Here is a 21,172-nt window from a genome sequence, read left to right as displayed (position 1 = left end):
AGGGAGGTTGCGGGCCGGCAACAAAAAATTTTCCACAATTTATCCACAGTCTGTGCAAAAGCCTTTCTGGACAAGTTGTGGGTGATCTGTGGATCGCCTGTGCACCGTTGGGGCCCCGTACAGAGGGCAATCGGAGACTTGCCCAAGGCCATCCGACAAGTGCAAAAGCGGCGAGATTCTAACCTTGCACAACATTCGGCAGAGCTTTAAGTTAGCACCCACACACCTGAAATCTCGAGCGCCTGGCAGGGTCGAAAAGACCCTGCCAGTTATTTTTGACCCGGATGTTAAGTGCTTACCAAGGGCGCAGGGGTCAACGGGACGGCCGGATCAGGACGTACTGCGCCCACTCGCCGCGGCGCACCAGCACGTTGATCGGCTTGCTGCGGTCGAGCTTGGCCACGATGGCCTCGAAGGACTTGACCCCGGTGACCTCGTTGTTGGCCACGGCGAGGATGATGTCGCCTTCGCGCAGGCCGGCGCGCGCGGCGCCCTCCACGGCGGCGTCGACCCGCACGCCGCCCTTGAGCTTGAGCTCCTTCTTCTGGGCCGCGGTCAGATCGCTCACGGTCAGGCCCAGCACCTTGCCGGCGCTGGAGGACTGTTGCGGCTCTTCCTTCTCGACCGGCTTGCGCGCCGGCTGGTCGGCCTCGACCTCGGCGATGGTGATGACCAGCTCGCGCGTGGCGCCACGCCGGAACACCGTGAGCGTGCTCTTGGTGCCGGGCTTGGTGTTGCCCACCAGGCGCGGCAGGTCGCTGGCGCGCTCGATGGCCTTGCCGTCGAACTTGAGGATGATGTCGCCCGCCTCCACGCCGGCCTTCTCGGCCGGCGTGCCGCTCTCGACGCCGCTCACCAGCGCGCCCTGGGGCTTGCCCAGGCCGATGGACTCGGCAACGTCCTTGGTCACCTGCCCGATCTGCACGCCGATGCGGCCGCGCGACACGCGGCCGGTCTGGCGTAGCTGGTCGCTGACGTTGATCGCCTCGTCGATCGGGATCGAGAAGGAAATGCCCATGAAGCCGCCCGAGCGCGAGTAGATCTGGCTGTTGATGCCCACCACCTCGCCGCGCATGTTGATCAGCGGCCCGCCGGAATTGCCCGGATTGATCGCCACATCCGTCTGGATGAAGGGCAGGTAGTCACCGGTGTCGCGCTGCTTGGCGCTGACGATGCCGGCGGTCACGGTGTTCTCCAGCCCGAAGGGCGAGCCGATGGCCATCACCCATTCGCCCACCTTGAGCCGGCTCAGGTCGCCGATCTTCACGGCCGGCAGGCCGGTGGCGTCGATCTTCACCACGGCGACGTCGGTGCGCTTGTCGGCGCCGATGATCCTGGCCTTGAATTCGCGCTTGTCGGTGAGCGTGACCATGACTTCGTCCGCGCCGTCGACCACGTGCGCGTTGGTCATCACGTAGCCGTCAGGCGAAATGATGAAGCCCGAACCCACGCCGCGCGGCTGCTCTTCGTCAGGCTGCGGGCGCTGGGGCCGCTGCTGCCGCGGCATGTTGGGCATGGGGATACCGAAGCGCTTGAAGAACTCGCGCATCTGCTCGTCCGCGGAGTCTTCTACGCCAGAACGCGCAGAGACTTTCTCCAGCGTGCGGATATTGACCACCGAGGGACCGACCTGCTCGACCAGGTCGGTGAAATCCGGCAGGGCGCGGACAACGGGAGCGGCCGGAGCCAGTTGGGCCGCAGCAGGAGCCGCAGGCAGCAGGGCCAGGACCGAGCCCAGCGCCAGCACGCCGGCCCCCACGCGGACTTGCAGTTTGCTCTTCACGCCATCGTGCAACAACATCTTCTACCTTTCAGACAGGAAGCCCGGCCGAGGCCGGGAGACGACAAAAACAACAGCCATGTGAAACAGATCGCAGCGAAAGGTTCAACGCCGCGGGCTGCGCCGGTACAGCGGGCCGGCCGCAGCCGATCAGGGACGGCGTTCGAGCGACTGGGCAAAGGCCTGCAGCGTGGCGACGGGCACCTCGCCCACCGCCGTCAGCCACCAGTCGCCGGCGACGCGCTGCGACAGCATCTGCGTGACACCGACGGCCATCTGCGACTCCTGGCGCGGCTGCGGCCCATAGGGCTCGATGAACAGCGATACCGTGGCCAGGCCGTCGGAGAAGATCCAGTGCACCGTGCGCGACACGGACGGCGCCGTGCGCCGGTAGCAACTGACCGGCTGGAACCCGGGGATCGGCTCCTTCAAGGTCCAGCCCTCATCGGCACCGGTGGTCTTGGCGACCTCCAGCCGCTCGACCTTGTAGCCGGCGGTGTTGTTCATCATCCGGACCAACTGATCCATGCGCAGCGGCGCGCCCATGTCCAGTTCGGAGAAGGCCGCCTGCTCCAACACCCGCCCGTCCGCCGCCAGGGTCTGCAGCTGCACCACCAGGCCGGACTTCTTCTCGGTCCAGAGGCGGTAGCCGTAGCGCATGCCGTCCTTGGGCACGACCTGGACCACATCGGTGTCCAGGCCCGCCACCCGCTGGGCACCGAGCACGCGTGCGCCATAGAAGCCCGCCACGGTGGCCTCCCCGACGCGCAGCAGATTGGGGAACAGACCGAAGGAGTCACGACGCTCGGAACGCGCCAGACGCAGCTCGGGCAGAAACGTCATGACCTCGTCGTTGCGACGGAAGGTCGAGCGCGGCGTTCCCGTCAGCGATTCGACACGCTCGGCCTGCTGGCTGCCCTCGCATACATGCCAGATGCGCGAGCTGGACATGCCGCCATTGGCCGACAGCACGACGAGCGTGCCCACGTAAGAGCGCTTCCTGGAGGCTTCATGGCCGCGGATCAGCCACTTGACCACGTCGCCATCGTCGCCCGCGCGCGCCGCGGGCGCGGCCTGGGCCACTGGCCCGGCATCCGGAGGTGCTGCCATGACGAAGCCGCTCGCCAGCAGCAAGCCGCCGGCCACCACGGTACAGGCGAGATGCGGCAGCCGTAGCGGCCATGCCCCGGAAAGCGACAGCAGATCCCGCACTCCGGCGACCTCAGCGCGCCCGGCCTTCGAAGCTGGCGTTGCGCACAAAGCCCGGCGCGGTCTGCAGCGTGGCACCGCCCACGGCCTGGTTGTGCGCCGCCAGGAACTCATCCAGGCGCGGGTTGCGCAGCATGACCTGCGGCGCCGCGTCGTTGCCGGTCATGACGAAGGACGGCACCTGGCCGCCACCGCCCACGCCGGCATTGTCCTGCTGCGCCACCACGGCCGCACCGGGTGCCGCCTGTGCCAGCGTGGCGCCAGCCGGCGGGGCTGCTGCCTCGAGGGTCGCGAAGGAATTCCAGCCGATGGCCGCAACCGCCGCCAGCGAAGCAAAGCCGGCGACCATCTTCCAGCGGAAGGCATCATGGTTCGCGGCCTCCCGGGCGGGCATGGGGGGCACGGCGGGCGTCAGTTCGACGGCCTCGGCCTGCGCCAGCGCCAGCGGCGGTTCCGCAGCGAGCCGGGCCTGGAGCCGGTCGACGAAACCACCATCGGCCGCCCCGCGCGCCAGTTCGGACGAGCGCAGCACATCGCCGATCACGTGGTAGGCGTGCCATTGCGAACGGGCCGCTTCGTCGCGGCCCAGGCGCTCCACGGCGCGCGCGAACGCCTCGCCCTGCAAGGCGCCGTCGGCCAGTGCGGAAAGCGCTTCGGATTCACTCAGCAAATCGTGGTTCATGGTTGTCACCTGTCAGCCGCAGCATCATTCATCACATGCAATCGTGGGATCACCACCGCTTGCCGCTCTGGTTCTCCAGGAGCGGCCGGATCTTGGCGGAGATGGCTTCGCGCGCCCGGAAAATCCGCGAACGCACCGTTCCGATCGGGCAATTCATGGCTTCCGCGATCTCCTCGTAGCTCAGGCCTTCGATCTCACGCAAGGTCACGGCCTGCCGCAGATCGTCCGGCAGGGCCTCCATCGCGGCGTTCACCGTCGCGGCGATCTCCTTGGCGGCCAGCACCGTCTCGGGGGTTTCGTCGCTGGTTAGTTCGTTGCCGAAGGAGGAAGTTTCATCCTCTTCGCTCGCGCCGCGCAGCGCGTTCTCGGACATAACCGGATTGCGCTTCAGATCCACCAGCGCCTTCTTGGCGGTATTGACCGCGATCCGGTAGAGCCAGGTATAGAACTGGGCCTCGCCGCGGAATTGGTGCAGTGCACGATAGGCGCGGATGAAGGTCTCCTGGGCGATGTCCTCGACCAGATCGGCGTCGCGCACCATGCGGCCGATCAGGCGTTCGATTCGGCGCTGGTACTTGGTGACGAGCAGCCCATAGGCGCGCTGGTCGCCCGCAACCGTGCGCTCGACCAGCATTTGGTCGGAGTCGGGCGAAGACACCGGCGGCAGGGCAGTCATGGAACGCCCCGCCGCGGCTGTGCGGGGACGGCGTCCGGCGCCGGTACGCGCGCATGCAGCGCGCAGCGCAGCGCATGCCAGCGGCCCGGCAGGGCGCGGCGGTCGAGCCACAGCCAGAGCGGCCCGCCACGCGCCGGGCGGAACCGCACCAGCACCAGCGACTGGAGATCGAGGTGCAGCGACAGCGTGCCCTCAGGCAGGCCGGGTCCGGAGGACGCGCCCTCCCAGCGCCAATGCTGGCCATCCCAGCCCAGTTGCCCAGGTGGTGAGCGCCTCCGCGCGCGCAGGCAGGCGAAGGCGGTGGCCAGCAGCAAGCCGGCCGCCAGGACTTGCGGCGGCCCGAGCTTGGGCGCCGAGGCCATCCAGCCTGCCACGGCGGCAGCACCCGGCAGCCACAGGGCGGCCTGCAATGCGCCGGCGCGCCCGGACCGCATCACCGGGTAGCGGACCGCGGGCGCCGTGTGCATGGAGAGGAAACGGCAGGTGCTCAGACCAGCCGCTTGAACACCAGGGAGCCGTTGGTGCCGCCGAAGCCGAAGTTGTTCTTGAGGGCCACGTCGATCTTCATGTCGCGCGCCGTGTTGGCGCAGTAGTCCAGGTCGCAATCCGGGTCCTGGTTGAAGATGTTGATGGTAGGCGGGCTCTTCTGGTGGTGGATCGCGAGCACGGTGAACACGCTCTCGATGCCGCCAGCGCCGCCGAGCAGATGGCCGGTCATGGACTTGGTCGAGTTGACCACGACCTTCTTCGCGTGCGCGCCCAGCGCGGCCTTGATGGCATTGGTCTCGTTCTGGTCGCCCAGCGGCGTGGAGGTGCCGTGCGCGTTCAGGTAGTCGACCTGCTCGGCATTGATGCCGGCGTTCCTCAGGGCCATGAGCATGGAGCGCCGCGGGCCGTCCACGTCGGGCGCGGTCATGTGGTAGGCGTCGCCGCTCATGCCAAAGCCCGCCAGCTCGGCATAGATCCTGGCGCCGCGCGCCTTGGCATGCTCGTACTCCTCGATCACCATGACGCCGCCGCCCTCGCCCAGCACGAAACCGTCGCGGTCCTTGTCCCATGGGCGGGATGCGGTCCCGGGATCGTCATTGCGGGTGGACAGCGCACGCGCGGCCGCGAAGCCGCCGACGCCCAGCGGCGAGACCGTGGCCTCGGCACCGCCGGCGACCATGACGTCGCAGTCGCCCGCCTCGATCAGCCGCGCCGACAGGCCGATGGCATGCAGGCCCGTGGTGCAGGCGGTGACCACGCCCAGGTTCGGGCCCTTGAAGCCGTACTTGATCGACACATGCCCGGAGATCATGTTGATGATCGACGCCGGCACGAAGAAAGGCGACACGCGGCGCGGACCGCGGCTGACCAGTTCCGCATGCGTCTGCTCGATCAGGGGCAGGCCGCCGATGCCCGAACCGATGTTGCAGCCGATACGGGTGGCCATCTCCGGATCGAGCGCGTCGCCCGTGGGCAGCCCGCTGTCCTGGACCGCCTGGATGGCGGCGGCCAGCCCGAGATGGATGAAGCGGTCCATGTGCCGGGCCTCCTTCTCGGGGATGTAGTCCCCGATGTTGAAACCCTTGACCTCGCCGGCGAACCTGCAGGCGAAGTTGCTTGCGTCGAACTGGGTGATGAAGTCGATACCGGGCGTTCCGGCAAGCAGGTTGGCCCAGGAATCGGCGACCGTGTTCCCCACGGGGCTGATACATCCCAGGCCGGTCACGACGACACGGCGACGGCTCATGCGCAAAAACCTTCTTCTATCAGGGGGAGGCGGAGCGCCTCTGGTGGCGGTCAGGCCTTTTGATGGGCGTTGGCGTAGTCGATGGCGTTCTGCACCGTGGTGATCTTCTCGGCGTCCTCGTCCGGGATCTCGATGCCGAATTCGTCTTCCAGGGCCATCACCAGTTCGACCGTGTCAAGCGAGTCGGCCCCCAGGTCGGCCACGAAGGCCTTTTCGTTGGTGACCTGGGACTCTTCAACGCCTAGTTGTTCGGCAATGATTTTTTTGACACGTGCTTCAATATCGCTCATGGTTCCCTCGGAGGGTTGTAAAGAATGAGTCCGGATTTTAGCCGGGCGGGCTTCTGCGCCCGCACCGGCAGCCGTCCGGACGAAAACGGCAGGGTGAATGGTGAGGGACGGCGCGGCCTCAGGCCATGAACATGCCGCCGTTGACGTGCAGTTCCTGCCCCGTCACATAGGACGCCTGCGGGCTCGCGAGATAGGCCACGGCGTGCGCCACGTCGGCCGGCTTGCCCAGGTGGCCGAGCGGAATCTGCGCGAACAGCGCCTTCTGCTGCGCCTCGGGCAGGTCCGCCGTCATGTCGGTATCGATGAAACCCGGCGCCACGCAATTGACCGTGATCTTGCGCGATCCGAGTTCCCGCGCCAGCGCCCGGGTCATGCCGGCCAGGCCGGCCTTGGCGGCGGCGTAGTTGGCCTGCCCCGGGTTGCCGGTGGCGCCGACCACGCTGGTGATGCTGACGATGCGGCCGTAGCGCTGCTTCATCATGGGCTTGATCACGGCGCGCGACAGGCGGAAGACGGCCTTCAGGTTGGTGTCGAGCACCGCATCCCAGTCGTCGTCCTTCATGCGCATGGCCAGCGTGTCGCGGGTGATGCCGGCGTTGTTGACCAGGATCTGCAGGCCGCCATGCTCGGCGACGAGCGCCTCGACCAGCGCGTCGACCGCGGGCGCATCGGTGACGTCGAGCCGCACGCCCAGGCCGCCGTGGGCCGCCAGCGCCGCGCCGATGCGCGCCGCCCCCTCGTCGGTGGTGGCGGTGCCGATCACCTTGACGCCGCGCCCGGCCAGCTCGGCCGCGATCGCCGCGCCGATGCCGCGCGTGGCGCCGGTCACCAGGGCGACCTGGCCGGCATAGAGAATTTCAGACATCAGAGCCTCTTCAATGGTTGGGCGGCCGGGCGGCCGGTTCAGGCCAGCAGGGCCCGCACTTCGGCCAGTGTGGCCGGATCGTAGAGTGCCGCGGCGCTCAGGTCCGGATCGATGCGCTTGAGCATGCCGCTGAGCACCTTGCCCGGACCGCATTCGACCACATGCGTGATGCCGCGCTGTTTCAGAGCCTGCACCGACTCGACCCAGCGCACCGGGCCGAAGGCCTGGCGGTAGAGCGCATCGCGGATCGCCGCGGGCTCGGTCTGCACTGCGACGTCGATGTTGTTGAGCACCGGAATGCGCGGCGCGGCGAAGTCGATCGCGGCCAGCTTCTCCTTGAGCTTCTCGGCGGCGGGCTGCATCAGGCTGGAGTGGAACGGCGCGGACACGGGCAGCGGCAATGCACGTTTCGCGCCCGCGGCCTTCAGCACCTCGCAGGCCTTCTCGACCGCGGCCTTGCTGCCGGCGATCACGGTCTGGGCCGGGTCGTTGAAATTGACCGCCTCCACGATTTCATGGCCAGAACCGGCCAAAGCCCTGGTGACATCTTGGCATCCCGCTATCACTTTTGAAGCATCCAGCCCCAGGATGGCGGCCATGGCGCCCACGCCGACCGGCACCGCCTGCTGCATGGCGGCAGCGCGCAAGCGCACCAGCGGCGCGGCCTGGGCCAGCGTGAGCACGCCGGCGGCGACCAGGGCCGAGTATTCGCCCAGCGAATGGCCGGCCACGGCGGCCGGGTCGGCGCCGCCTTCCGCCTTCCAGGCGCGCCAGGCGGCCACGCCGGCCACCAGCATCACGGGCTGGGTATTGGTGGTGAGCGCCAGCGCCTCCTTGGGGCCTTCGCGCACCAGGCGGGCCACGTCCTCGCCCAGGGCGTCGGAGGCTTCGCGCAGCGTCTCGGCGACGGCCGGGTGGTCGCCCCAGGCGTCGAGCATGCCGACCGACTGGGAGCCCTGGCCGGGAAATACGAAAGCAAACGAGGTCATGCGTGTCTCTTGGGTTACAGAATATGAAGGAAATACCGGTCCAGCCCAGGCTGGACCAGGGCATTCAGCTACAAATCCAGGAGCACCGCACCCCAGGTGAAACCACCGCCGACGCCTTCGAGCATCAGGGTGTCCCCCGCGCGCACCTTGCCGGAGCGCACCGCGACGTCGAGCGCCAGCGGGATCGAGGCGGCGGAGGTGTTGCCGTGCTGGTCGACCGTGACCACCAGCTTGTCCAGCGGCAGCTTGAGCTTGCGCGCCGTGCTCTGCATGATGCGGAGGTTGGCCTGGTGCGGGATCAGCCAGTCGATGTCGGCCTCGGTCCTGCCGGCCTTGGCGAGGGCGGCGTGGGCCGACTTCTCCAGCACGCCCACGGCGAGCTTGAACACGGCCTGGCCGTCCATCTTGAGCAAGGGATCGCCCAGCACCTGCCCGCCCGCGACGTTGCCGGGCACGCACAGGATGCCGACGTGGCGGCCGTCGGCGTGCAGGTCGCTGGCCAGGATGCCGGGCGTGTCGCTGGCCTCCAGCACCACGGCGCCAGCGCCGTCGCCGAACAGCACGCAGGTGGTGCGATCGTTGAAGTCGAGGATGCGCGAGAACACCTCGGCGCCGACCACCAGCGCGCGCTGCGCCGCGCCGGACTGGATCATGGCGTCAGCCACGGTCAGCGCATAGACGAAGCCGCTGCAGACCGCCTGCACGTCGAAGGCCGGGCAGCCCAGGATGCCACGCGCGGCCTCGGAGGACTGGGCCAGCCTGTGCTGCAGGATGCAGGCGGTGGACGGGAACACCATGTCCGGCGTGGACGTGGCGACGATGATCAGGTCGATGTCGGCCGCGCCGACGCCGGCGGCCTCCAGCGCGCGCTGGCAGGCCTCGAAGGCGAGGTCGCTGCTGGTGACCTCCGGCGCCGCGAAGTGGCGCGCGCGGATGCCGGTGCGCTCGACGATCCACTCGTCGGAGGTCTCGACGCCGCGCTGCGCCAGTTCGGCGGCCAGTTCGGCGTTGGTCAGGCGACGGGGTGGCAGGAAGCTGCCGGTGCCGCGGATCCGGGAATAGCGTCTCATGGATTATGGGTGAAGCACGGCGGCCGCGGCCTCGACGGGCACTGCGGCCTCCTGCGGCTGCAGGAGCGGCGCGGCATGCGCGATGCGGGCCTGCACGCGTTCGAGCAGGTGGTTGCGGGCGGCATCATACGCGCGGGCCAGCGCCTGCTCGAACGCCACCTCGTCCGCCGAGCCATGGCTCTTGAACACCAGGCCGCGCAGCCCGAGCAGCGCGGCGCCGTTGTAGCGCCGGTAGTCCATGCGGTGCTTGAGCGCGGTCAGCACCGGATAGGCGCAGATCGCAGCAAATCTGGTGAAGATGTTGCGGGAAAACTCCTCCTTGAGGAATCCCACGATGACCGAGGCCAGGCCTTCGCTGGCCTTGAGCGCGACGTTGCCGACGAAGCCGTCGCAGACCACGATGTCGACCGTGCCCTTGAAGATGTCGTTGCCCTCGACGTTGCCGGCGAAGTTGAGGTCGCCCGCCCGCCCGGCCGCACGCAGCAGTTCGCCGGCGCGCTTGATGACGTCATTGCCCTTGATGACCTCCTCGCCGATGTTGAGCAGGCCCACCGAGGGCTGGTCGTCGTTCTTGAGCACGGAGCCCAGGGCGGCCCCCATGACGGCGAACTGCAGCAGGTGCTCGGCCGTGCAGTCGACGTTGGCGCCCAGGTCCAGCACCGTGGTGGCGCCGCCCTTGGCATTGGGCAACTGGGTGGCGATGGCCGGGCGCTCAATGCCGTCGAGCGTCTTGAGCAGGTAGCGCGCGATCGCCATCAGGGCGCCGGTATTGCCGGCGGAGACCGCCGCGGCGGCCGCCCCGTCCTTGACCTGCTGGATCGCCACGCGCATGGACGAATCCTTCTTGCGGCGCAGGGCCACCTCGACCGGGTCGTCCATGGTCACCACCTCGGTGGCGGGCACGATGCGCGCGCGCGCATGGGCAAAGCCGGCCAGTTGCTCGGGCAGGCCGACCAGCAGCAGTTCGGCATCCGCATGCCGCTCGAGGAAATGCCGGCACGCGGCCAGCGTGACACGGGGACCATGGTCCCCGCCCATGCAATCGACAGCCAGTGTGATCATGGACGGTACGCGGCGCCGCACAGGCGGCCTGTAACAGTGGCAGGCATCAAAACAAAGGCCCGTGCTACAGAAAAAGTAGCGCCGGGCCTTGGTGGTGCAGGCGGTGTCAGGCTTCGGACTTGTTCTTCAGCACCTGACGGCCACGGTAGAAACCGTTCGGGCTGATGTGGTGGCGCAGGTGGGTTTCGCCGGTGGTCGGCTCCACTGCGATGCCCGGCACGTTCAGTGCGTTGTGCGAACGGTGCATGCCGCGCTTGGAAGGGGACTTCTTGTTCTGCTGAACTGCCATGGTGAGGCTCCTGGGATCGGTAGGGAGGTGGGTGAAATGCGCTTATGCCCGGCTTCAAAACCTGGCCCATGGTTCGACAACATGCAAAACACGGTCCGGGCCAGCCCATTCGGTCGGTCACACAAGACGCCCAGGGATTCGCGCGAAGCCCTCGATTATAGCGACTTCTTCTCGCCAGGCCGCATGTGGGCCAGCGCGGCGAACGGATGGGGCTTCTCGGCATTGGCGGCCTCGAAGTCCGGGTCCGCCACCGACAGCGGCACGTCGATCGGGCAGACCTCGTGATGCGGCACCACGGGCAGCGCCATCAGGCATTCGTCCTCGACCAGTTCCCGCAGGGGGAAATCGCGGCTGGTCACCAGCAGGTCTTCCTCCACCAGGTCGTCCTCGGCTTCGGCGGCGGCCTCGTCGGCCACGAAGCGGAAGGAACGCTCGAAGGACAGAGGCATGTCCACCGGCTCCAGGCAGCGCTGGCAGGTCATGGACAGCAGCGTGTGGCCCTCCAGGTGCAGCCAGGCCTGCGGCGCGCCGCCCACCGTGCGCTGCTCGCCCACGGCGGTCCAGTGCACCGGGCGGTCCGCGCCCTCGCCGGTGGTTTCTTCGAGCAGGCGCGGGAATTTGCGCAGCGGCGCCTCGCCCTGCACGGTGGCTCCGGCCTGGGCGAAGGCCTGCACGTCCAGGTTGTCGGCGGCAAAGTCGTTCTTCATCGGTCCAGTGTAAGAGAATCGATGGATGACGCTTCCCACCGCCACCATCCTCTCCAGGCCTTCCGGCGGCAGGCCGCTGGTGCTGGGCTCGACCTCGCCCTATCGCCGTGAATTGCTGGCGCGGCTGCGGCTGCCTTTCGAGGTCGCGGCCCCGCATGTGGACGAAACCCCCCACCCTGGCGAGGCGCCGCAGGCGCTGGCGGTGCGCCTGGCGCGCGCCAAGGCGCTGGCCGTGGCCCGGCAGCACCCGGACGCGGTGGTGATCGGCTCGGACCAGGTGGCCGACCTCGACGGCGAGCCGCTGGGCAAGCCCGGCGACCATGCGCGCGCCACCGTCCAGTTGCAGCGCATGCGCGGCCGCACCGTGGTGTTCCAGACCGCAGTGACCGTGGCCTGCGCGGCCAGCGGCTTCGAGGCCTCCGACCTGGCCGCCGTGAAAGTGCGCTTTCGCGCCCTGAGCGACGCCGAGATCGAGGCCTACCTGCGCGCCGAGCAGCCCTATGACTGCGCCGGCAGCGCCAAGAGCGAGGGCCTGGGCATCGCCCTGCTCGAGGCCATCGACAACGACGACCCGACCGCCCTGGTCGGCCTGCCGCTGATCCGCACCTGCCGGCTGCTGCGCGCAGCGGGAGTGCCTATCTGATGGCGGCCGGCTCCCTCTACCTGGTGCCCGCGCCGCTGGACTTCGGCTGCGCCACGCAAGCTCCGCTCACCGACGCCCTGCCCGAGGCCACGCTGCGCCGCGCCGCCGGCCTGACCCACTGGATCTGCGAGAACGCCAAGAGCGCGCGCGCCTACCTGAAGCGGGTCGACGCGCTGCACCCGCTGGCCGCGCCGCTGCAGGCCATGGTGATCCAGGAACTGCCGCACCAGGTGCACAAGAAGGGCGACCACGGCGGCGGCTTCGATGCCAGCGCGCTGCTGGCGCCCGCGCTGCAGGGCCACGACATCGGCCTGCTGAGCGAAGCCGGCATGCCGGCCGTGGCCGATCCGGGCTCTTCGGTGGTGCGCGCGGCGCACGACGCGGGCCTGGCCGTGGTGCCGCTGGTCGGCCCGGTGTCGCTGCTGCTGGCCCTGGCCGCCAGTGGCCTGAATGGCCAGAACTTCGCCTTCACCGGCTACCTGCCGCAGGATGCGGACGAGCGCGTCCAGCGCATCCGCGCGCTGGAGTCTTTGGCCCTCAAGCAAGGCCAGACCCAGCTCTTCATCGAGACGCCCTACCGCAACGCCGCGCTGTGGCAGGCGCTATTGCAGCACCTGCAGCCCAACACCCGGCTGGCCATCGCGGCCGGCCTCACACTGGCCCAGGCGCGCCTGGAAAGCCGCAGCGCGCGCCAATGGCGCCAGCACGGCGCGCCGCCGCCCGACAACCGCACGCCGGCGGTGTTCGCCATCGGCCGCTGATCACAGCGTGGGCGGTTGCGGCTGCATGGCCAGGTCCGCCAACGCCAGCATGCGGCGCAAGGAGCCGCCGAGCTGCCCCCAGCCGCGGCCGTTGCCGCGCTCGATGGCGGGCAGAGCCAGCACCTCATAGACCGGCAGCCATTGCTCCTGCCCATGTGCGTCCTGCACGCGCAGGCGCAGCGCGGGGTTGGGCAGGTAGTGGCCGTTCTTCATGCGCAGCCACAGGCGGCGTGCCGGCCGGTAGTCGCTGTCGACCTCGGCGCGGGCCAGCACGGCGTTGAAGTAAACGCGCTTGCGGCGCTCTTCGCGCCAGACGGCATCAGGGAAGACGTCGATGTTGCGCATCAGGTAGGCGGCGTCGAAGCCGCGCAGCAGATAGACCTGCTGTTGCCTGGTGTTGTAGGAAGTGGAGGCCAGCGTCTTGAGGCCCGCCAGCATGAGCTGCAGCGGCAGGTACTCGCCCTGGTGCTGGTGCAGGCGCACCAGGCGGCCGTCGACCTGCACGTCGACGAAGGGCGCGGCCACGCGCTGCCACATGGCGGCGAAGGGGCCCTGGGCGTAGCCGGCGTCGCGCGCGGCGCGCGCCAGCGCGTAGTGCTGGGCGGTATGGCCGAACAGGTCGCGCAGGTCCAGATTGGCGCCGCGCTCGATCAGTGCGTCCGCCAGCGGCAGGTTGCCGGCCTGGGCGGCGAGCATGAGCGGGGTGGCATCGACCACGGTGCGGTGGTCCACGCCGTACTGGTCGCACTGCTGGAGGATGTCCTTGAAGTTCTTTTTCGCGTAGGGCAAGGCGTGGCGCGTGGCCAGCGCCTGGAGTGCGCGGGCTGCGGCATCGCCCTTCATGAGCTGGCTGGCGGCGGGCCAGTGCATCTCGTGGTGCAACGCGCCGATGTGGTTGTCCAGGCTGTGCCACAGGGCCATGTCCAGCAGCGACTGGCGCGGCTTGCCGGAGATTTCCCTGGGGTTGTAGGCGCGCTCGGCGCTGGCGGCCAGCAGTTCGCCATTCCACACCGGCCAGGGCACGGGCTTGGTGCGCAGCACGTTCTGGCGGATGGCGTCGGCCTGCTCCTGCTTGCCCTGCTGCTCCAGCCGGTGCGCTTCGCGCTCCCAGTCTTCGCGGCTGGAAGCCGTGGCCTGCAACTCCAGGCGCCCGTCGCCGCCGTGCACGTCGAGCAGTTGCAGCAGTGGGTGCGACATGTCGCCCTCGACCATATAGAGCCGCTCCACCGCGCGGGTGATGGCGACGTACAGGGCGTTGACATAGAACTTCCACAGCTCCAGCGAGCGGTCGTGCTTGTCCTTGGCGCGGCGGTAGTCGAGCTCGTCCTTCTCCAGGTCGGCCGCGCTGACACCCTCGCAGATCTCGGCATACGCTTGGCGCTGGCCGCTGATGAAGCGGTACAGGATGATGCTCGGGTACTCCAGCCCCTTGGCTTCGTGCACCGAGAACACCAGCGGCGTGCGAAAGACGGCGCGGGCCTGGGCCTTGTCCTCGTCGCGCAGCACCAGCACGGCGAATTGGGTCGAGGCGCGCGTGCGGGCGTCGAGGTCGCGCGTGATGGCGTCCTTGTCGGGCAGCAGGCGCACCTCGCCGGCCACGTCGGCGGCGGCCTGCACCAGATGATTGCTCTCGCGGTCGATGGAACCGAAGCGGGCGTGCTTGATCTTGAGCAGCGCATTGGCCACCCGGGTGACCTCGCGCGTGTTGCGGTAGTTGACGGCCAGCACCGACAGGCTCTGCCGCTCGGCCAGTTGCGGGTCGCGCCAGAACAGGCTCTTGACCGCGCTCCACGAGAAGAAGTTGGGGTGCACGATCTGGTTGGAGTCGCCGCACAGCATGAACGGGCCGGGCCCGCCCTTGACGCTTTTGAGGGTGCGCAGCACCAGCGCGAGCTGGGCGTTGGTCAGGTCCTGCACTTCGTCGATGACGATGAAGTCGTACTGCGGCCCGGCCAGCGCCTGCCATTCATGGGCGATCAGGTTGCTGTCGAACAGCCCGCTGCCGGCCAGCCATTCGCGGTACTTGCCGAACAGCGCGTACACCGCTTCGCGCTGCGCGGGCTCGAAGATGGACTGGCGCGGCCCCAGCGCCAGGTAGGCCTCGCGCGTGAGCACGCCCTCGGGCTGGCTGCCGATGACGCCGCGAAATTCCTCGAAGCAGGGGTGCGCGTCGGTGAAGCGGTAGTGCTGGCGGTGGCGGTCGAACCAGGCACGAAAGGCGGCGAAGGTCACCTCGCGGCCCGGCGGCACGCGCAGCGTTTCGAGAAACTCGCGGTAGGACAGGAACTGCGCCTGCTGCGCCGGGTTTTCGTAGCCGTGGGCTTCGTAGATGCCGCGCGCGCTCTGCGCCAGCCAGGGCGACTGGGTCACGTACAGCACCTCGCCCTCGGCTGCGCGCAGCTTGGCCAGCGTCAGCGCGGTCTTGCCCGAGCCGGCCGAGCCGACCAGGATCAGCGGCGGCGGCAGGCGGTAGACCGCCTCCTGCGCATCGTCGAAGGAGATCGGCTTGTCGAGCAGGTGGAAGTCCGCCCGCCCCGGGTGCAGGTAGCGCAGTGGCTCGGCCGCGGCACTGGCCTGCTCGGGGGAGGTGTCCTGCAGCGCGCTGTCGTCGAAGGCCGCACCGCGCAGGAAGCGCGATTTGCCGTAGGCGTGGTGGGGAATCACCTCGAGCGCCAAGCAGACCGTGCGCTCGCCGTGCCGCACGAAGCGCAGCAGCAGGCGGCTGGCGTCGTCGAGCTTGGCGCGGTAGTAAGGCGTGGGGCTGAGCTTCTTGAGATCGGCGCTCTTGAAATCATCGCGCTCGATGGCAGCGCGCACCTTGTCGAATTTGGCCTGGAAACGCGAGAGATCGAGGTCGGAGTGAAGCAGGACGTCCATGTAGGCGTGAGAAAACCCGGTTGCGCTTCAACGCAGCTGCGGCATGGCCAGCGAGGATTGCAGCGCCTGCGCGGCGCCCGCGCCCAGCGCGGCACCGAACTTCTTGGCCAGCCGCTCGGCCACGTTGTCGCGCCGGGTGTAGTCGACGATCTCCTCGGCCTTGACCACCTCGCGCGCCACGTAGTCGACGTTGCCGAGCTGATCGGCCAGGCCCATCTCGACGGCCTGCTGGCCGGTCCAGAACAGGCCGCTGAAGGTCTCCGGCGTTTCCTTCAAGCGGTCGCCGCGGCCGGCCTTGACCACGCCGATGAACTGCTGGTGGATCTGGTCGAGCATGGCCTGCGCGTACTCGCGCTGCCGGGCGCTCTGCGGGCTGAACGGGTCCATGAAGCCTTTGTTCTCGCCCGAGGTGATCAGGCGGCGCTCCACGCCGAGCCTGTCCATCAGGCCGGTGAAGCCGAAGCCGTCCATCAGCACGCCGATGCTGCCGACGACGCTGGCCTTGTCGACGTAGATCTTGTCGGTGGCGACGGCGATGTAGTAGGCCGCCGAGGCGCAGGTTTCTTCCACCACGGCGTAGATCGGCTTCTTGTACTTGGCCTTGAGCCGCACGATCTCGTCGTTGATGATGCCGGCCTGCACCGGGCTGCCGCCCGGGGAGTTGATGAGCAGCACCACGGCCTGGGCGCCGTCGTCCTCGAAGGCGGTGCGCATGGCCGACACGACGAATTCCGCGCTGGCCTGGCTGCCTTCGGCGATTGCACCCTTGACGTCGATCACCGCGGTATGCGCGGTGGACTTGGCAGTGGAGGGCGCCGCGCGGTGGAACAGCATCCAGGCGATGGCGAGCAGGAACACCAGCCACGACAGGCGCATGAAGATCTTCCAGCGCCGCGCCGCGCGCTGCTCCTTGAGCGCGGCGAAGGCGAGCTTCTCGAGCGTCGCACGCTCCCATTGCAGATTGTCGCCATTTGCTGCATTTTTTGTAGCATTAAACCCAGGTGGAACGCCGGCTTGAGGGCTTTTCCCTTCATGATCCAGGGGGTCGTGAAAGATTGGATCAGTCATCTAGAACTCGAGGGGTTGGAGGTTGTAGGCAGTATGCCAGCGGACCACGCCGTCGGCCTCCGATACTTGTATCTTCACCAGCCCCTTGCGGCACGGGCCGCCGGCGCAGGCGCCGCTGTCGGGATGGTAGGCGGCGCCGTGGGCATGGCACAGCAGCCAGCGCCCGCTGTCGTCGAAGAAGCGCCCGGGCTGCCCGTCCAGCTCCATGCCGACGTGGGTGCAGCGGTTGAGGTAGGCGTGCACCCCGCCCCGGAAGCGCACCGCGAAGGCGCGGCAGGTCTGGCCCGCGTAGACCAGGTCGAAGGCTACCGCAGGGCCGCCGTCGACCAGTTCGTGGCTGTGGCACAGGGCTACCGGGCGTTCCTGCATGGCGGGGTCATGCGTTGTCGCGCAGCCAGTCATCGAGTTCGGCAACGGAGTGCAGCACCCCGAGCGGGCCGAGTTCCGCAAACGCCTCGGGCGTGTGCGCGCCGTAGCTCACGCCGAGGCTGGCGCAGCCGGCGTTGCGCGCCATCAGCAGGTCGTGCGTGGTGTCGCCGACCATCAGCACCCGCTCGGGCGGCAGGCCGAACTCCTGCATCAATTCGTGCAGCATGCGCGGGTCGGGCTTGCCCGCGGTCTCATCGGCGGTGCGAGATCTGTCGAACATGCCGCGCAGTTGCTCGGTCGCCAGCACCTCGTTCAGGCCGCGGCGGCTCTTGCCGGTGGCCACGGCCAGCAGATGGCCACGCGCCTTTAGTGCGTCGAGCAAGGGCAGCACGCCGTCGAACAGGCTCAGGTCGCCGTGGTGCAGCCGGTAGTGGTGGCGGTAGCGCTCGCCCAGCTGCGGGTAGCGCTCGGGCGGGACGTCCGGTGCGGCATGGGCCAGCGCCTGGTTCAGGCTCATGCCGATCACGTAGGCGGCGGCGCGCTCGCTCGGCACGGTGCCGCCGACGTCGCGCACCGCGGCCTGGATGCAGCGCACGATGATGCCGGTGGAGTCGTAGAGGGTTCCGTCCCAGTCGAAGGCGATCAGGTCGAAGCGGAGGGGGCGCTGGGTGGAGTCAGGCATCGGGAGCGAGGGGTTCGGGGACAGGCCCTGACTTTACGCGGCCCAGGGCCGCAGCTCCGGCGGTAGTTCGGCGCTCAGCGTGATGCGCTCCGCGCTCGCCGGATGGGTGAACTGCAGCCGCCACGCGTGCAGGAACATGCGCGACAGCCCGAGTCCGGCAAGCCGCTTGTTGAGGGCGAAGTCGCCGTACTTGTCGTCGCCCGCGATGGCGTGGCCGCCGGACGCCAGGTGCACCCGGATCTGGTGCGTGCGGCCGGTCTTGATCGTCACCTCCAGCAGCGAGAACGCCGGCAGGCCGGCCTCGGGCCGGGCCGCGATGCCATGGCGCAGCTTGACCAGGGTGACCGAGCGCATGCCGTCCGGATCGTCGGCGCTGGTGACGCGCACACGGCGCTCGCCGTCGGCCTGCAGGTACTTGTGCAGCGGCTGGTCGATCACCTTGCGGCTGGCCGGCCACGCGCCGATGGCCAGCGCCAGATAGGTCTTGCCGGTTTCGCGCTCGCGGAACTGGTCCTGCAGCCGGGTCAGCGCCGAGCGCCGCTTGGCCACGAGCAGGATGCCCGAGGTCTCGCGGTCGAGCCGGTGCACCAGTTCGAGGAACCTGGCCTCGGGCCGCGCCTGCCGCAACTGCTCGATGACGCCAAAGCTCACGCCGCTGCCGCCGTGCACGGCGACGCCGGCCGGCTTGTCGAGGGCGATCAGGTGCTCGTCCTCGAACAGCACCGGAAATTCGCGCGCCGGCGCCGGGCGCGCGGCCTTGGCCTCGGCCGCCTCGGACACCCGCACCGGCGGCAGGCGCACCACATCGCCCGCCGCCACGCGGGTATCGGCTGAGGCGCGGCCCTTGTTCACCCGCACCTCGCCGCTGCGGATGATGCGGTAGACGTGGGTCTTGGGCACGCCCTTGAGCTCACGGATCAGGAAGTTGTCGAGCCGCTGGCCTTCGGACTCCGCGTCCACGGTCACCTGCCGCACGGCGGGCACTGCGGACGGGACTTTGGCCCCTATAATGTGTTTCACTGGCACGACATTGTGTAAGTGGTTGATTTTGATGGAGTTTAGTCCACCCACCACGCCGCATGCCGCCAGCAGGTCGATGCCACCGGAGGCTTTTCCGGGCAAGTTGCGCACCCATTGTCCGCAGCGGCCCGCAGCACCCCCGGGCGAGCCGGCACTTTGAAACACCGAACCGGAATACCCCAAGCTGGTATGTCCCGCGCCTCATGCGGCAAGGGCCAACCAGCGGATGGAAGCGAGACTCTTGCCGTGCTGATTGCCCTGGTACCTGCCCTCTGGCGGTGGCTCATGCCCCCGCCCGCCGGCGTGCCCCGGTGGTCTGCGCCTCTTCCGCGGGCACACGTTGTCCGCCCGGCCGCTCCTTTTCCTGATCTGCGGCCGCAGCTCGCCTCCTTCCACGCGCCCCCGCCCCGTCTGCAGCGCTGAGGCGCCCGCAGCCGCGGCTTGACCGGCAATTCCCTTCGTTTCGAAGCGTCAGTTCAGGCATCGTTGGCCCCATCCGGGCCTGTACGAAGTTTTGAATACACGAAGGAACGCATCATGAAGCGGATGCTGATCAACGCCACGCAGGCCGAGGAACGCCGCCTGGCCATCGTCGACGGCCAAAAGCTGCTCGACTACGAAATCGAGATCGAAGGGCGCGAGCAGCGCAAGGGCAACATCTACAAGGCCGTCGTCACGCGCGTCGAGCCCTCGCTGGAGGCCTGCTTCGTCGACTACGGCGAAGACCGCCACGGCTTCCTGCCATTCAAGGAAATCTCCCGCCAGTACTTCGCCGCCGGCGTCTCGGTGAGCCAGGCGCGCATCAACGACGTGATCAAGGAAGGCCAGGAACTGCTGGTCCAGGTCGAAAAGGAAGAGCGCGGCAACAAGGGCGCGGCCCTGACCACCTTCGTCAGCCTGGCCGGCCGCTACGTGGTGCTGATGCCCAACAACCCGCGCGGCGGCGGCGTCAGCCGGCGCATCGAGGGCGAGGACCGCGCGGAACTCAAGGAGGCGATGGACCAGCTCGAATACCCGAACGGCATGAGCATCATCGCGCGCACCGCCGGCATCGGCCGCAGCGCGCCCGAACTGCAGTGGGACCTGAACTACCTGCTCAAGCTCTGGACCGCCATCGACGGCGCGGCCAAGGGCGGCAAGGGCGCCTTCCTGATCTACCAGGAATCGAGCCTGGTCATTCGCGCCATCCGTGACTACTTCAACCACGACATCGGCGACATCCTGATCGACACCGACGACATCTACGAGCAGGCGCACCAGTTCATGGCGCACGTCATGCCCGAGCATGCCGCCCGCGTGAAGCGCTACCGCGACGATGCGCCGCTGTTCAGCCGCTTCCAGATCGAGCACCAGATCGAATCGGCCTACGCCCGCACCGTGACCCTGCCCTCGGGCGGCGCCATCGTGATCGACCACACCGAAGCGCTGGTGAGCGTGGACGTCAACTCGGCCCGCGCCATCAAGGGCGGCGACATCGAGGAAACCGCCACCCGCACCAACCTGGAGGCCGCCGACGAGGTCGCGCGCCAGATGCGCCTGCGCGACCTGGGCGGCCTGATCGTGATCGACTTCATCGACATGGAAGAGTCGAAGAACCGCCGCGAAGTCGAAAACCGCCTGCGCGACGCGCTGCGCCAGGACCGCGCCCGCGTGCAGTTCGGCGCGATCAGCAAGTTCGGCCTGATGGAAATGAGCCGCCAGCGCCTGAAGCCCGCGCTGTCCGAAGGCGCGCACATCAACTGCCCGCGCTGCGGCGGCTCCGGCCACATCCGCGACACGGAAAGCTCCGCGCTGCAGATCCTGCGCATCATCCAGGAGGAGTCCATGAAGGACAACACCGCCGCCGTGCACACGCAGGTGCCGGTGGAAGTGGCCTCCTTCCTGCTCAACGAAAAGCGCACCGAGATCGCCAAGATCGAACTCAAGCAGCGCGTCAACGTGCTGATGGTGCCCAACAAGTCGCTGGAAACCCCGCACTACAAGCTCGAACGCCTGAAGCACGACGACCCGCGCCTGGACTGCATCGAGGCCAGCTACAAGCTCGCCGAAGTGGTCGAAGACCCGACCACGGTCACGCGCCGCTCGCAGGAGCCCACCAACAAGCAGACGCCGGTCATCAAGGGCGTGCTGCCCGATGCCCCCGCGCCCCAGGCCACGCCGCGCCCGGTACCGGCACCGGTTCCCGCCCCGGCGGCCGCCGCGCCCCAGGCGCGCGCGCCGCAGCCGCTGTCTCTTATACACATCTCCGAGCCCACGAGACCGTACAGGAACTCGCGTATGCCGTCTTCTGCTTGAAAAAGGGGGGGGGGGGGGGGGGGGGGGGGGGGGGGGGGGGGGGGGGGGGGGGGGGGGGGGGGGGGGGGGGGGGGGGGGGGGGGGGGGGGGGGGGGGGGGGGGG

At 68.6% G+C, this 21,172-nt stretch carries 21 protein-coding genes; 3 read left to right on the top strand and 18 right to left on the bottom strand.

Annotated features, from left to right (window positions below):
• Positions 1-313 precede the first annotated feature (313 nt).
• The 13 genes from JHD63_RS12165 to JHD63_RS12105 all read right to left on the bottom strand — a co-directional run bounded on the left by JHD63_RS12165 (position 314) and on the right by JHD63_RS12105 (position 11,354).
• Entirely contained in the window at positions 314-1,801 is a 1,488-nt protein-coding gene (locus JHD63_RS12165) for a DegQ family serine endoprotease (protein ID WP_198971009.1), read from the bottom strand.
• A 129-nt stretch (positions 1,802-1,930) separates the two neighbouring features.
• The gene (locus tag JHD63_RS12160) at positions 1,931-2,992 is read right to left on the bottom strand and encodes a MucB/RseB C-terminal domain-containing protein (RefSeq protein ID WP_370590490.1); all 1,062 of its coding nucleotides are present in this window, start codon (positions 2,990-2,992) and stop codon (positions 1,931-1,933) included.
• Positions 2,993-3,002: 10 nt separating this feature from the next.
• Complete coding sequence (locus JHD63_RS12155) at positions 3,003-3,671, bottom strand: sigma-E factor negative regulatory protein (protein WP_198971008.1); 669 nt, start codon at positions 3,669-3,671, stop codon at positions 3,003-3,005.
• A 49-nt stretch (positions 3,672-3,720) separates the two neighbouring features.
• The gene (gene rpoE / locus JHD63_RS12150; RefSeq protein WP_198971007.1) at positions 3,721-4,347 is read right to left on the bottom strand and encodes an RNA polymerase sigma factor RpoE; all 627 of its coding nucleotides are present in this window, start codon (positions 4,345-4,347) and stop codon (positions 3,721-3,723) included.
• The gene (locus tag JHD63_RS12145) at positions 4,344-4,814 is read right to left on the bottom strand and encodes a hypothetical protein (protein ID WP_198971006.1); all 471 of its coding nucleotides are present in this window, start codon (positions 4,812-4,814) and stop codon (positions 4,344-4,346) included. Before JHD63_RS12145 ends, rpoE begins: the two co-directional genes overlap by 4 nt.
• Before the next feature lie 20 nt (positions 4,815-4,834).
• Positions 4,835-6,082, bottom strand: coding sequence for a beta-ketoacyl-ACP synthase II (gene fabF, locus JHD63_RS12140; protein ID WP_198971005.1), 1,248 nt, complete (start codon positions 6,080-6,082; stop codon positions 4,835-4,837).
• A 50-nt stretch (positions 6,083-6,132) separates the two neighbouring features.
• Positions 6,133-6,372, bottom strand: coding sequence for an acyl carrier protein (acpP, locus tag JHD63_RS12135; RefSeq protein ID WP_013902185.1), 240 nt, complete (start codon positions 6,370-6,372; stop codon positions 6,133-6,135).
• A 118-nt stretch (positions 6,373-6,490) separates the two neighbouring features.
• Positions 6,491-7,237, bottom strand: coding sequence for a 3-oxoacyl-ACP reductase FabG (gene fabG / locus JHD63_RS12130; protein ID WP_198971004.1), 747 nt, complete (start codon positions 7,235-7,237; stop codon positions 6,491-6,493).
• A gap of 38 nt (positions 7,238-7,275) precedes the next feature.
• Positions 7,276-8,226 (bottom strand): ACP S-malonyltransferase, encoded by a 951-nt coding sequence (fabD, locus tag JHD63_RS12125; protein ID WP_198971003.1) that lies wholly within the window; start codon positions 8,224-8,226, stop codon positions 7,276-7,278.
• A gap of 68 nt (positions 8,227-8,294) precedes the next feature.
• Complete coding sequence (locus JHD63_RS12120; protein ID WP_198971002.1) at positions 8,295-9,296, bottom strand: beta-ketoacyl-ACP synthase III; 1,002 nt, start codon at positions 9,294-9,296, stop codon at positions 8,295-8,297.
• Between the two features lie 3 nt (positions 9,297-9,299).
• Positions 9,300-10,358 carry a phosphate acyltransferase PlsX gene (gene plsX, locus JHD63_RS12115; protein WP_198971001.1) on the bottom strand — a complete coding sequence of 353 codons (1,059 nt, stop codon included), beginning with the start codon at positions 10,356-10,358 and terminating at the stop codon, positions 9,300-9,302.
• Between the two features lie 106 nt (positions 10,359-10,464).
• The gene (rpmF, locus tag JHD63_RS12110) at positions 10,465-10,647 is read right to left on the bottom strand and encodes a 50S ribosomal protein L32 (protein ID WP_005794249.1); all 183 of its coding nucleotides are present in this window, start codon (positions 10,645-10,647) and stop codon (positions 10,465-10,467) included.
• Positions 10,648-10,802: 155 nt separating this feature from the next.
• On the bottom strand, positions 10,803-11,354 hold the full coding sequence (locus JHD63_RS12105; RefSeq protein ID WP_198971000.1) for a YceD family protein: 552 nt from the start codon (positions 11,352-11,354) through the stop codon (positions 10,803-10,805).
• Positions 11,355-11,379: 25 nt separating this feature from the next.
• Here JHD63_RS12105 and JHD63_RS12100 point away from each other — a divergent pair, with 25 nt between their 5' ends.
• Both JHD63_RS12100 and JHD63_RS12095 read left to right on the top strand, forming a co-directional pair.
• Positions 11,380-11,997, top strand: a complete 618-nt coding sequence (locus JHD63_RS12100; protein WP_198970999.1) for a Maf family protein — start codon at positions 11,380-11,382, stop codon at positions 11,995-11,997.
• Complete coding sequence (locus tag JHD63_RS12095) at positions 11,997-12,758, top strand: SAM-dependent methyltransferase (RefSeq protein WP_198970998.1); 762 nt, start codon at positions 11,997-11,999, stop codon at positions 12,756-12,758. Before JHD63_RS12100 ends, JHD63_RS12095 begins: the two co-directional genes overlap by 1 nt.
• Here JHD63_RS12095 and JHD63_RS12090 read toward each other — a convergent pair whose 3' ends face one another.
• From JHD63_RS12090 to JHD63_RS12070, 5 genes are read right to left on the bottom strand one after another with little or no spacing between them, the layout of a single operon-like run.
• Positions 12,759-15,635: a hypothetical protein gene (locus JHD63_RS12090; RefSeq protein WP_198970997.1), complete on the bottom strand. Its 2,877-nt coding sequence runs from the start codon at positions 15,633-15,635 to the stop codon at positions 12,759-12,761.
• 27 nt (positions 15,636-15,662) lie between these two features.
• Positions 15,663-16,703, bottom strand: a complete 1,041-nt coding sequence (locus JHD63_RS12085; protein WP_198970996.1) for a S49 family peptidase — start codon at positions 16,701-16,703, stop codon at positions 15,663-15,665.
• Complete coding sequence (locus JHD63_RS12080) at positions 16,704-17,072, bottom strand: Rieske (2Fe-2S) protein (RefSeq protein WP_198970995.1); 369 nt, start codon at positions 17,070-17,072, stop codon at positions 16,704-16,706.
• A 7-nt stretch (positions 17,073-17,079) separates the two neighbouring features.
• A complete protein-coding gene (locus JHD63_RS12075) occupies positions 17,080-17,754 on the bottom strand; it encodes an HAD family hydrolase (protein ID WP_198970994.1) in 675 nt (224 codons plus the stop codon).
• 33 nt (positions 17,755-17,787) lie between these two features.
• Complete coding sequence (locus tag JHD63_RS12070; RefSeq protein WP_370590489.1) at positions 17,788-18,774, bottom strand: RluA family pseudouridine synthase; 987 nt, start codon at positions 18,772-18,774, stop codon at positions 17,788-17,790.
• A gap of 537 nt (positions 18,775-19,311) precedes the next feature.
• On the opposite strand from JHD63_RS12070, the gene JHD63_RS12065 reads away from it, so the two are divergent.
• The gene (locus JHD63_RS12065) at positions 19,312-21,069 is read left to right on the top strand and encodes an Rne/Rng family ribonuclease (RefSeq protein WP_233168024.1); all 1,758 of its coding nucleotides are present in this window, start codon (positions 19,312-19,314) and stop codon (positions 21,067-21,069) included.
• Positions 21,070-21,172: the final 103 nt, after the last annotated feature.

Origin of the sequence: Xylophilus sp. ASV27, assembly GCF_016428875.1 — a bacterium.
Taxonomy (GTDB): Bacteria; Pseudomonadota; Gammaproteobacteria; order Burkholderiales; family Burkholderiaceae_C; genus Xylophilus.
The sequence above is the reverse complement of the archived record's forward strand: the minus strand, read 5'-3'. Positions and strand labels throughout refer to the sequence as shown.